The sequence below is a fragment of the Simplicispira sp. GW247-4R2A genome (assembly GCF_059424465.1).
The window spans coordinates 1-10,364 of record NZ_JBWKZM010000045.1; the positions used below are offsets into that span (position 1 = coordinate 1).

Sequence of the window (10,364 nt, forward strand, 5' to 3'; positions counted from 1 at the left end):
GCATGGAACCGGCAATGGGAGGGGTGGCTTGGGGCATGTCGGGTGCTGCAGCGGAGATGCGCCATTAGATGGGATGGTGACGTTAACGTCAACCTGCTTTCTTATGCGCATTTACCCTTTCGTTTTAGATAGGGTGCGGGCTTATGATGCGCACCTGGCTTTTCCCACCCACTCTTGCAAGGATTCCCATGAACATCCAGGAATGCACCGACGCGATCCGCGCCAAAGTCGGCGACAACAGCGGCCTTGGCGCTGTCCTCAAGTTCGATTGCGGCGGCGATGGCCGCATCGTCGTCGACGGCGTCTCCACGCCCAACACGGTGGACAACCACGACCGCGATGCCGACTGCACGGTGGAGATCACCCTGGACAACCTCAACAACCTGCTCAGCGGCAAGCTCGACCCGGTCACCGGCTTCATGGGCGGCAAGTTCAAGGTCAGTGGCGACATGGGCATTGCCATGAAGCTGCAGCGGGTGATCTGACCATGTCCGACGGCCACACCCAGGGCGCGGGCGACCGCCAGGCTGCGGCCACGGAAGCCGCGCGCCAGGTGCTGGCCGACCATTTCTCCGACGACAAGCATTCCGAACTTTTCGGTGTCACCGAGCTGTGCAAGGCTTTTGGCGTGACGCCCCGCACCTTGCGTTTTTACGAAGACAAGGGCCTGCTGTGCCCGCGCCGCGTCAATGGCACGCGCGTCTACAGCCGGCGCGACCGTGCGCGCCTGGTGCTGATATTGCGGGCCAAGGCCATCGGCTCGTCGCTGGCGGAAATCAAGCAGTACCTGGACATGTACGGCCAGGCGGGCGAAGGCCGTCAGCAGCAACTGCGCTATGTGCTGGAACGCACCGATGGCGCGATTGCCGAGCTGGAGCAAAAGCGCGCCCACATCGAAAGCAGCCTGGCCGAGCTGCGCATCATCAACAGCAATGTGCGCGGAAATCTCGGGCTACCGCCACGGGACGCAAGCTGATGGGCCTTTGGTCATCTTTGGTCAGATAGCACCGCGCTATCGGCGGGCCAACGCAGGCAATTTCTGGCGCCCTGGCTGCGTTGCAAATCCTCGCGATAGCTGCGGCTATCGCTGCGGTTTGCGCCTTTCCAGAACCCAAAATCCATCCTTCTTATTTGTGCCATCCAGCACAAAACACTGCACCAGAAGCAGTCGTGCGGCCTCGTGGTCAACTCCCTCAACGATTGGAAGCAATCTCAACACGCACGGCAGCGCCGTTGGCGCAAGGCAAAATTGCTGCTTCTCGCCAGGTCGAAAATGGGCCACTGGCGGCTGATAGAGCAAGGACACACATGGAACAGGGGCACATTCGCGTCGAACCATTGGACGCAATTTCTGGCGGCTGGCGCGTACTTCTGCACAACCCCGACCGCCTCAACGCCATGTCGCGCGCCATGTGGCGCGAGTTGAAATCAGTCTTCGAGCGGATCAATGCCGACGCCAGCGCCCGCTGCGTGCTGGTGGAAGGCGCGGGCACGGCGTTTTGCGCCGGCGGCGATATTTCCGAATACCCCGCGTTTCGTTTTGACGAGGCAGCGCTGCGCGACTTTCACGAAACGGAAGTCTGGAGCGCACTCGCCGCCATGCTCGCCTGCGACGTGCCGTTGGTCGCTGGCATCTCGGGCGCCTGCATGGGCGCGGGCGTGGAGATTGCCAGCTGCTGCGACATCCGCATTGCCGGCGCCTCGGCCCGCTTTGGCGCGCCGATTGCGCGGTTGGGATTCCCCATGGCGCCGCGCGAGGCGCAACTGGTGGCGGGTGCGCTGGGCGAGGCGGTTGCGCGGCAGATGCTGCTGGAGGCCGCCACGTTCTCTGCGGCCGAGATGCAGGCTTGCGGTTTTCTCTCGCGCGTCGTCGCCAAGGAAGCTGTGGCGGCCGAGGCACTCGCCAGTGCGGGCCGCATCGCCGCGCTCGCACCGCAGGCGGCACGCCTGAACAAGCAAACGCTTCGGGCACTGAAATCGCCTTCCACGCTTGCAGGGTATGCGCAAGCAGCTATGGAATGCATAGTGAATGGCGCCTACGTCTATGCCGATAGCACCGAGCACCGCGAGGGCATCAACGCTTTTCTTGCCAAACGCCCGCCAGCTTTTTGATGTGCCATGCCAGAACACCAGACGTGTGCACGCTGGCATGATTCAGGTCAGATCATGTGCAGTACAGCGTTCTGCCGTCCTGCGCAATGGCCTCGATGGCAACTTTAAACGCCGGGCATGGCGAGAAAGTTCGGCAACGCTTTGATTCTGTCCAGCCACTGCCGGATGTTGGGGTAGTCCGAAAGCGAGGCGCCGCCTTCCGGCGCTAGGGCGACGTAGGGGAAGACGGCGCAATCGGCGATGGTGGGGCGCCCCAGCGCAAGCCACTGGTGTCCGGCGAGGTGCGCTTCGATCAGGGGCAGGATGCGCGCTGAGCGCTTGAGGGTGTCGGCCTTGTCGATGGCGTAACCGAACTTGTCCACTAAGCGCGCTGCTGCCGGCCCGTTCTGTACCTCGTTGGCCGTTGTCGACAGCCACTGCACAATCTCCGCCATGCCGGCCGCGTCGCGAGGGAACCAGGTTTCGTTGGCGTATTTGGCGGCGAGATAAACGAGGATGGCCTGGGAATCGCGCAGCACAACTTCGCCGTCGACCAGAATGGGAATCTCACCCCATGGATTGAGCCCGATGAGCGGTGGCTGCTTGTGCGCACCACCGAGAAAATCGACCGCCGTGATCTCCAGAGCAATACCTGCCAAGGCAGCGAACAGGCGCACTTTGTAACAATTACCCGACAACTCCAGATCGTACAGTTTCATTTTTTATCCTTGATGGATGGATGGATGGATGGATGGGATTACGGGGTTTCATGCCTGCAACTGCCTTATGAGAGATCGCAGCCGAACGGATACAGCCGCGCTTCGAGGGTAGCGATGCGCTGGCGCAAGGGGTTGACTATTTGCTGCATTTCGCGCTCGCTGAAACGCTGCGTGATATGCCGAGCGCAGTTCCAGTCGTAGGCTGCGACCTCGATCAGCAGCACCCGCTCGACCTTGGCGCCACTGTCGTCCACGCGCAGTTGGCCGAGCAGGGCCGGCGCTTGGTCACCGACTTCGGTAATGTCGATGCTGTGCGCGTGGCCGAGCAGTTTGAGGCGACGGCGCTGCGGGTAATCGACAAGGATTAGACAGACGCGGTCATTGCCCTGGAGGTTGCCGACGCTCTGGTATTGCAGGTTGCCCCGGAAATCGGCGAAGGCCAGCGTTTTCGTGTCGAGCACCTTGAGGAAACCGGGATGCCCGCCGCGATGCTGGACATAGGGCCAACCGGTTTCGCTCACCGTCGCCAGGTAAAAACTATCGCGCGCTGCGATGAATTCGCTCTCGTGCGCGCCGAGTTCCACGTTGGCAGCATCGCTAGCTTCATAGCGCTCGTTGTGCGATCGCGTTCCGTAATGTGTCTGCGCTGCTTTCACGTTGTCGGTGAAGGTCAGTTGCGCAAAGCGTCTAGCCATACCGATCTCCTGGGTTGGCAGTGGCTCGCGCAATAGGCGCGGCCGATAGAGGTCATACTAATAGCTGCGTATTTCGTAATAAATAGATAAAAAATTCATACACAATGCCGATATTCGGTGTAATGTGGGTGGCATGGACAAACTGCGCGGTATGGAAGTTTTTGTGCGCATCGTCGAGGCGGGCAGCCTGACGGCTGCTGCTGGCGTACTCAATGTCTCGCTCACCTCGGTGGTGCGCTCGCTGGCGATGCTCGAAGGGGCGCTGGGAACGCGGCTTCTAAACCGAACCACGCGCCGCATCGCCGTGACCGACGAAGGGCGAGAGTATTTCGAGCGCTGTCGCCGTGTCCTGGCCGAGGTTGAGGAGGCGGAAAATGCACTGTCAGCGCGGCAGGCCAAGCCTGCGGGCAAGTTGGCGATCACTGCACCGGTGATGTTTGGGCGGCTGCATGTCGGGCCGGTCGTTGCCGATTTTCTCGTTGCCTACCCGGCCGTCCATGCCGAACTCATGCTGTTCGACCGGGTGGTGGATCTGCTCGACGAAGGCATGGATGTGGCGGTCCGCATTGGCCATTTGCGCGATTCCTCCCTGATTGCCGTGCCGCTGGGGACGACCAAACGCGTCGTTTGCGCCAGCCCGGACTACCTTCGGCGTGCAGGGACGCCGGATCGGCCGGCGGATCTGGCCCAGCACCGCTGCTTGCAGTTTCTGGGCGTGGTGCCCAGAGCGGAATGGGAATTCTCGGACGGCGGCAGCGATGGCAAAACGATCCGGGTGCCGATCAAGGGCGTCCTGACCACCAATCAGATCGACATCGCTTTTGACGCCTGCATCAAAGGCTTGGGTTGCGGCGTCTTTCTCGACTATCAGGTGCGTGACGCGCTTGCCGCCGGGTCGCTTCAGCGGGTCTTGCAGGATTTCGAGCCGGCACCGATTCCGGTCCAGATCGTCTATCCCCACTCCCGATTGCTCTCTTCTCGGGTGCGCAGCTTTGTCGACTGGACGGTACCTCGATTGCGGCAGCGGCTAGCTGCAAAAAGTGATGCTACGGCCAGATCGGCAGACTACTTGGCTTGAGTGAAGCTACCGTACTGGGATTTGGATCGCCCATCAGGCCAATTTCTCTATAAATTTGGCGCCACGCTGCCCATGGCGCGCAGCAGCCGCGCAGCCTCCGCCTCTGGATCTTGTGCCGCCACCAGCGCGCGCACGACGGCAATCGAGCCCACGCCGGTGTCCAGAATTTCGGCAAATTGGTCAGCGCCAATGCCGCCAATCGCCACGGTGGGGTAGTCGCGCAGCAGCGCCGCGTAGGCGGCCAGGCGCGCCACGCCCTGGGGGGCAGTGGCCATGCGCTTGAGCGTGGTGGGGAACACGGCGCCGAGCGCGATGTAGCTCGGCTGCACCGCGTCGGCGCGCAGCATCTCGGCGTAGCCGTGGGTGCTGACGCCCAGGCGTAGGCCGCTCGCGCGCAGCTCGTCCACTTCGACAGCGCTGAGCGCATCCAGGTCTTCCTGGCCCAGGTGGGCGCCGTAGGCCCCGGCGGCGATGGCCTCGCGCCAGTGGTCGTTGATGAACAGCAGGGCCGATGTGCCGGCTACCGCCTCAACGGCGGCGCGCACTTCTCGGGCAATGGCGGCGGCATCGTCCGATTTGAAGCGCAGTTGCACCGTGGGCACGCCGGCACGCGCCATGCGGCCCACCCAGGCGGCGTCGGGCAGCACGGCGTACAGGCCGAGCTGCTGCGGGCAGGCGGCAAAGGGGGCGGCATGCGGGCGCGGCTGCAGGCCAAAATCCTGCGCCGCGCTGGGCCAGAGTTCGGGCGCGCTGCTGCCGGTGCGCTCCCAGCGCGCCTGCCAGGCATGGGCCAGCACCTGCGCATCCTGGGCGATGAAGCCGAGCGCGCTGCAGGCGGCCAGCGCGGCGCGGTACACCGGCGCGTCGCTCTCAGGCGCGGGGGCAGGCAGCGGCGCGAAAGCGCTGAATTTGGCAGCGTGGGCGCGCTCGATGTCGTGCGCCAAGGTGGTGGTGTCGGTCATGCGGGTGCATGGTGCCAGAACGGCGTGCCCAGCACCGGCGTGCTCGGCTGGGCGCTCGCCTGGGGCTGCATGGCGCCGGCGCGGCGCGCGCTGTGGCCGGCGCGCACGGCGTCGGCAAAGGCCACGGCCATGGCAACCGGGTCTTGCGCCAGCGCTACGGCGGTATTGAGCAGCACACCGTCAAAACCCCACTCCATGACCTGGCAGGCGTGTGATGGCAGGCCCAGGCCGGCATCGACCAGCATGGGTACGGCCAGGCGCTCGCGCAGCACCTGCAAGCCGTAGGGGTTGACGGGGCCGCGGCCGGTGCCAATCGGCGCCGCCCAGGGCATGACCGCCTGGCAGCCCACGTCGACCAGGCGCTGGCACAGGATCAGGTCTTCGGTGCAGTAGGGCAGCACCTTGAAACCGCCCTTCACCAGGGTTTCCGCGGCGGCGACGAGGTTCAGCGTGTCGGGCTGTAGCGTGTAGTCGTCGCCAATCACTTCGAGCTTGATCCACGGCGTGTTGAACACCTCGCGTGCCATCTGGGCCGTGGTGATGGCCTCCTGCGCGCTGTGGCAGCCGGCGGTGTTGGGCAGCACGGGCACGCCGAGTTCGCGCAGCAGCTCGAAGAAGCTTTGCCCGCCGTCGGCGCTGCCACTGGTCTGGCGCCGCAGCGAGGCGGTCACCATGCCGGGCCTGGCTTGCTGCACGGCGGCTTTGAGCGTGCTGGGCGAGGGGTAGCGCGCGGTTCCCAGCAGCAAGCGGCTCTGGAAGGTTTCGCCGTAAAGGGTGAGGGTGTCAGGGGATGCGGTAGCGGTCATGGCAAAAAGGGGGTTCAAGGCGGCTCAGCCGCCGGTGACAGGGGAGATCACTTCAACGCGGTCGCCGGCCTGCAGCACCTGCGTGGCATGGTGTGCAGCCGGCACGAACACCGTATTCACAGCCACGGCAAACGGCGGCTTGGCGTCCATGGCGGCCAGCAGATCGGCCACGCTGGCGCCGTCGTGCAGCGTGCGGGGCAGGCCGTTGACGGTGAGGTTCATGCGGCAAGTGCCTCGGTTGGCTCTGCGGTGTCCACCGCCAGGTCAAAACTGCGTGCCAGCGGCGAATCGCCCGTGGCCAGCAGCTCCAGCACCACGTCGAGCATGGCGGGGGCAATCATGTAGCCGTGGCGGTACAGGCCGTTGACTTCCAGCACGCGCGGCGTGCGCACGCGCACGGCGGGCAGGTTGTCGGGCAGGGTGGGGCGGCACTGCGTTGCAATCTCAAGAATGCGCGCCTCGGCAAAACCGGGGTGCACCGCGTAGGCAGCGCTGAGCAGTTCGAGCGCCGAGCGCACGCTGGCGGGCGAGAGATCGTCGGTTTCGATCTCGGTGGCGCCGATGACGAACACATGGTTCTCCTTGGGCGCGATGTAGATGGGGTAGCGCGGGTGTACCAGCCGCGTCGGGCGCGCCAGCGTGACCTCGGGCGCGTGCACGCGCGCCACCTCGCCGCGCACGCCGCGCAGCGCCCGCCACGCGCTGCGTGCGCCCAGGCCCCGGCAATCGATCACCCAGCCGGGCTGGCCGCTGGTGCCCGGCGTGAAATCTGCCGGGTCGGCGGCCTGGTTCCAGTGGGTCTGCACGCCGAGCGTCTGCATTTCCAGCGCCAGTGCGGCCAGCAGTTGGCGGTTGTCGAGTTGGCCCTCGCCGGGCAGCAGCATGCCGCTGGCAAAGCGCGTCGCCAATGCCGGTTCGACTTCGGCCAGCCGCGTGGCGTCGAGCGGCTCCATGGCGGGGAGTTCTGGCACCTGCTCACGTGTGGCGGCAAGCTGCTGGCGCAGGCGTGCGGCGTCGGTGGCGTCCTGGCGGTGCCAGACGATCAGCGTGCCTTCCTGCTGGAAGAACACCGGGCTCGCCAGCGTGCCCAGGATTTCCCGCCAGCGCGTGAGCGCATAGCGCCCCATGCGCACCACGCCGTGCTCGGTGACGGCCGATTCGGCCAGCGGCGCCAGCATGCCGCCGGCGACGCGGGCGGCCGAATGCTCGCCCTCGGGCCCGCCCAGGTCGTAAATGGCGACCTGGTGGCCAGCGCGCGCCAGCGAGACAGCAAGCAGCCGGCCCATGAGCCCGGCGCCCAGGATGGCAAAAGAGGTTGGTTGTGAAGTCATCGTGTTCCGTCCAGGGTTCACGGACAAAACGGGCACACCGGGATGGTGCTTTGCGCTGGAAACTCCCCACGCCAGCATGACCTGGATCGGGTAACGGGGCGGCGCGCACGCGGTGCAGCATGTGGCTTTGCCCCAGGGTGTTTCTCAGTCCACGCCGATCTTGGCGGGACACCCCTGTTTCGTCCTGCGCAAATTAAAGCACAGCGCCAAACCCGCAAGCTTGACATGGCGCATGCGCCACAATGGCCCGGCCCGGCGCATGCGGGTTTTTTCAGGAGGATGTTTTGACCCAGACCGCCACAGCCACCCCGGCAGGCAATGCCCCCCGCTATGTGCGCGTGCTCTCCATCGCCGGCTCCGACAGCGGCGGCGGCGCGGGCATTCAGGCCGACCTCAAAACCTTTGCCGCGCTCGGCTGCTACGGCATGACGGCCATCACCGCCATCACCGCGCAGAACACCCAGGGCGTGCGCGCCATCCATGGCGTGCCGCCCGAGATGCTGCGTGCACAGATCGACGCCGTGGTGGAAGACATCGGCGTCGACGCCGTGAAGATCGGCATGCTGCATTCGCCGGAAATCGTCGCCGTGGTCGCCGACGCCGTGCGCCGCCACCGCCTGCCGCATGTGGTGCTCGACCCGGTGATGGTCGCCACCAGCGGCGACCGCCTGATGGCCGACGACACGGTGGGTGGGCTGGTGCGCGAGCTGTTCCCGTTGGCCGAAGTCATTACCCCCAACCTGGACGAAGCTGCGCTGCTGCTGGGCCACGCCATTGGCGGCCCCGCCGCGCTCGATGCCGCCGCGCGCGAGCTGCTCGCGCTGGGCGCGCCGGCTGTTCTGCTCAAGGGTGGGCACTTGGCGGGCGACGCGGTGATTGACGTGTTGATCGAAACCGGCGGTCGCCTCACCCGGCTGGAGGCACCACGCATCGCCACGCGCAACGGCCACGGCACGGGCTGCACCTTGTCCTCGGCCATTGCGGCGCACCTGGCGCTGGGCCTGCCCCTGGCGCAGGCAGTGAAAGAAGCGCGTGCCTACATCCTGGGCGCGATTGCCGCCGGCGCAGAGGTGCGCACCGGGCAGGGCGCCGGGCCGCTGAACCATGGCTATGCGCCGGTGGCGCAGCGGGTACGGTAGCAAGGTTTGAGGGTTTTTTTGGCTCTAGCGCTTATCTGTAAAGCGTTTAAAGCTATCAAAAACGAAGCGATCAAGCACTGCGCGGGCGCGCCACCCAAGCCAGCACAAAGCTCAGCGCCAGCGTCGGCAGCGCCGAGCCCAGCGCCGGCGCAAACTGCGCCAGCAGGTGGTAGCACGCAATGCCCGCGAGCCAGATGGCAATCGGCGCCGCATGCGCGGCGCGCGCGCTTGCAACCCGAGCCGCCACGTCGCGGCGGCCTGCCAGGCAGCCCAGAATCACCCCAAACAGCGGCACGAAGACCGAGCTGAGCAACAGCAAAAACGGCTCCAGGCTGTGCATGGGCAGCACCAGCGCCAGGCCCGTGCTCAAGACGGCAATCAACAGGCCCCACTGGCGCACGCTCCAGCGCGGCAGCAGGCTGTGGGTGGAAACCGCGCCCGAATACGCGTCGCCATAGGCGTTGTCCACCTCGTCGATGAGGATCAGCGAGAGCGCAATCAGCCCGCCCTGCGCCAGCAGCAACGCGGTCACCAGGTCCTCGCTGGGCAGCACCAGCGCCACCAGCATGCCCAGCGCGTAGCACCAGATATTGGCCAGCGCATAGCCGGCCCAGGTGCCGCGCAGCGCCGCGCCGCCGCTCTTGCCATGGCGGGCGTAGTCGGCCACCAGAGGCAACCACGAAATCGGCATGGCGATCACCAGATCCAGCGCGGGCAATACGCCCATGCCGCCTTCGCCGCGCCGCTGCCAGAGGGCTTCAAGCCCTTGCGCCTGCGCCATGCCCAGAAACTTCCAGGTGAGCCAGAGCAAGGAGAGCACCACCAGCGGAAGTGCCACCCGGGAAATGATTTGGCGCACCAACTGCACCATGGAGCCGCTGATCAGCAGCGTGATCGCGCCGCCCCACAGCAAGGTAGCCAGCACCGGCCAGTAGCCCGCGAGCAGGCTGCCCGACTGGCGGCCAATCGCCACGGTGGCGTCGCGCATGATGACCAGCTCGAACGTGCCCCAGCCCAGCAGTTGCACGATGTTCAGGATGATGGGCAGGCGCGCAAAGCTGCGCCCGTAGACCGCGTGCATCAGCCCGGCGCTCGCCAGGCCGCTCTCGCAGCCGATCTTGGCCACCCAGCCGAGCATGCCGGCGCCAATCAGCGAACCGCCGACGATGGCGAGCAGGGCTTCCTTGGTGCCCAGCGCCGGCATCAGGTAGGCGCCCACCTGCATCACCAGCAGCCCCACGCCCAGGCTGAACCACAGCGAAGCGTGGTCGCGCAGGCGAAAAACCCGCTGCTCGCTGGAGATGGGGGTCAGCGCCTCGTTGGCGGATGCGGTGCGGCTGCTCATGCGGAACTCCTTGGGCAAAGCAGCGCAAGGAAGATGCCGGCCACGCCGGCTAAGTGCATGGAGTGGCAGACGGGCTTCCCTGCGCGAGGATGATCTCAATCAGGTTCAAAGGGACTCTCTCAGCCCACGCGCCGGCTTTGGCGTGGGGCACCCCTAGCAAATGCAGCGCCTTGCGGCGGTGCGGGGTGGATTCTAGTG

Annotated in this window: 12 protein-coding genes and 1 riboswitch; of the genes, 5 read left to right on the plus strand and 7 right to left on the minus strand. The window is 65.7% G+C overall.

Annotated features, from left to right (window positions below; all coding sequences use genetic code 11):
• Positions 1–188: 188 nt before the first annotated feature.
• The 3 genes from AC07ZH_RS20215 to AC07ZH_RS20225 all read left to right on the plus strand — a co-directional run bounded on the left by AC07ZH_RS20215 (position 189) and on the right by AC07ZH_RS20225 (position 2,112).
• On the plus strand, positions 189–485 hold the full coding sequence (locus AC07ZH_RS20215; protein ID WP_495201082.1) for an SCP2 sterol-binding domain-containing protein: 297 nt from the start codon (positions 189–191) through the stop codon (positions 483–485).
• Positions 486–487: 2 nt separating this feature from the next.
• A complete protein-coding gene (locus AC07ZH_RS20220) occupies positions 488–976 on the plus strand; it encodes a MerR family transcriptional regulator (protein ID WP_495201083.1) in 489 nt (162 codons plus the stop codon).
• Between the two features lie 332 nt (positions 977–1,308).
• Positions 1,309–2,112: an enoyl-CoA hydratase/isomerase family protein gene (locus tag AC07ZH_RS20225; RefSeq protein ID WP_495201084.1), complete on the plus strand. Its 804-nt coding sequence runs from the start codon at positions 1,309–1,311 to the stop codon at positions 2,110–2,112.
• A gap of 104 nt (positions 2,113–2,216) precedes the next feature.
• On the opposite strand, the gene AC07ZH_RS20230 is transcribed toward AC07ZH_RS20225, so the two are convergent.
• Complete coding sequence (locus AC07ZH_RS20230) at positions 2,217–2,810, minus strand: glutathione S-transferase family protein (RefSeq protein WP_495201085.1); 594 nt, start codon at positions 2,808–2,810, stop codon at positions 2,217–2,219.
• 65 nt (positions 2,811–2,875) lie between these two features.
• Positions 2,876–3,505, minus strand: coding sequence for a pyridoxamine 5'-phosphate oxidase family protein (locus AC07ZH_RS20235; protein WP_495201086.1), 630 nt, complete (start codon positions 3,503–3,505; stop codon positions 2,876–2,878).
• Positions 3,506–3,638: 133 nt separating this feature from the next.
• Between AC07ZH_RS20235 and AC07ZH_RS20240 the strand changes: the two genes are divergently transcribed.
• Positions 3,639–4,583: a LysR family transcriptional regulator gene (locus AC07ZH_RS20240; RefSeq protein ID WP_495201087.1), complete on the plus strand. Its 945-nt coding sequence runs from the start codon at positions 3,639–3,641 to the stop codon at positions 4,581–4,583.
• A gap of 47 nt (positions 4,584–4,630) precedes the next feature.
• On the opposite strand, the gene AC07ZH_RS20245 is transcribed toward AC07ZH_RS20240, so the two are convergent.
• The 4 genes from AC07ZH_RS20245 to AC07ZH_RS20260 are packed head-to-tail and all read right to left on the minus strand — an operon-like array spanning position 4,631 to position 7,682.
• The gene (locus AC07ZH_RS20245) at positions 4,631–5,545 is read right to left on the minus strand and encodes a thiamine phosphate synthase (protein WP_495201088.1); all 915 of its coding nucleotides are present in this window, start codon (positions 5,543–5,545) and stop codon (positions 4,631–4,633) included.
• Positions 5,542–6,351 carry a thiazole synthase gene (locus AC07ZH_RS20250; protein WP_495201089.1) on the minus strand — a complete coding sequence of 270 codons (810 nt, stop codon included), beginning with the start codon at positions 6,349–6,351 and terminating at the stop codon, positions 5,542–5,544. The genes AC07ZH_RS20245 and AC07ZH_RS20250 overlap by 4 nt, the downstream gene beginning before the upstream one ends.
• Before the next feature lie 24 nt (positions 6,352–6,375).
• The gene (gene thiS, locus AC07ZH_RS20255) at positions 6,376–6,573 is read right to left on the minus strand and encodes a sulfur carrier protein ThiS (RefSeq protein WP_495201090.1); all 198 of its coding nucleotides are present in this window, start codon (positions 6,571–6,573) and stop codon (positions 6,376–6,378) included.
• Complete coding sequence (locus AC07ZH_RS20260; protein WP_495201091.1) at positions 6,570–7,682, minus strand: FAD-dependent oxidoreductase; 1,113 nt, start codon at positions 7,680–7,682, stop codon at positions 6,570–6,572. The genes thiS and AC07ZH_RS20260 overlap by 4 nt, the downstream gene beginning before the upstream one ends.
• 284 nt (positions 7,683–7,966) lie before the next feature.
• Here AC07ZH_RS20260 and thiD point away from each other — a divergent pair, with 284 nt between their 5' ends.
• Positions 7,967–8,821 carry a bifunctional hydroxymethylpyrimidine kinase/phosphomethylpyrimidine kinase gene (thiD, locus tag AC07ZH_RS20265; RefSeq protein WP_495201092.1) on the plus strand — a complete coding sequence of 285 codons (855 nt, stop codon included), beginning with the start codon at positions 7,967–7,969 and terminating at the stop codon, positions 8,819–8,821.
• Between the two features lie 70 nt (positions 8,822–8,891).
• Here thiD and AC07ZH_RS20270 read toward each other — a convergent pair whose 3' ends face one another.
• Entirely contained in the window at positions 8,892–10,166 is a 1,275-nt protein-coding gene (locus AC07ZH_RS20270; RefSeq protein WP_495201093.1) for a purine-cytosine permease family protein, read from the minus strand.
• A gap of 59 nt (positions 10,167–10,225) precedes the next feature.
• Positions 10,226–10,331: riboswitch (TPP riboswitch) on the minus strand.
• Positions 10,332–10,364: the final 33 nt, after the last annotated feature.

Coding starts and splice junctions, on each gene's coding strand:
- AC07ZH_RS20225 (WP_495201084.1), top strand. CDS start 1,309: ATGGAACAGGGGCACATTCGCGTCGAACCATTGGACGCAATTTCTGGC.
- thiS (WP_495201090.1), bottom strand. CDS start 6,573: ATGAACCTCACCGTCAACGGCCTGCCCCGCACGCTGCACGACGGCGCC.
- AC07ZH_RS20235 (WP_495201086.1), bottom strand. CDS start 3,505: ATGGCTAGACGCTTTGCGCAACTGACCTTCACCGACAACGTGAAAGCA.
- AC07ZH_RS20240 (WP_495201087.1), top strand. CDS start 3,639: ATGGACAAACTGCGCGGTATGGAAGTTTTTGTGCGCATCGTCGAGGCG.
- AC07ZH_RS20270 (WP_495201093.1), bottom strand. CDS start 10,166: ATGAGCAGCCGCACCGCATCCGCCAACGAGGCGCTGACCCCCATCTCC.
- AC07ZH_RS20230 (WP_495201085.1), bottom strand. CDS start 2,810: ATGAAACTGTACGATCTGGAGTTGTCGGGTAATTGTTACAAAGTGCGC.
- AC07ZH_RS20215 (WP_495201082.1), top strand. CDS start 189: ATGAACATCCAGGAATGCACCGACGCGATCCGCGCCAAAGTCGGCGAC.
- AC07ZH_RS20250 (WP_495201089.1), bottom strand. CDS start 6,351: ATGACCGCTACCGCATCCCCTGACACCCTCACCCTTTACGGCGAAACC.
- AC07ZH_RS20260 (WP_495201091.1), bottom strand. CDS start 7,682: ATGACTTCACAACCAACCTCTTTTGCCATCCTGGGCGCCGGGCTCATG.
- AC07ZH_RS20245 (WP_495201088.1), bottom strand. CDS start 5,545: ATGACCGACACCACCACCTTGGCGCACGACATCGAGCGCGCCCACGCT.
- AC07ZH_RS20220 (WP_495201083.1), top strand. CDS start 488: ATGTCCGACGGCCACACCCAGGGCGCGGGCGACCGCCAGGCTGCGGCC.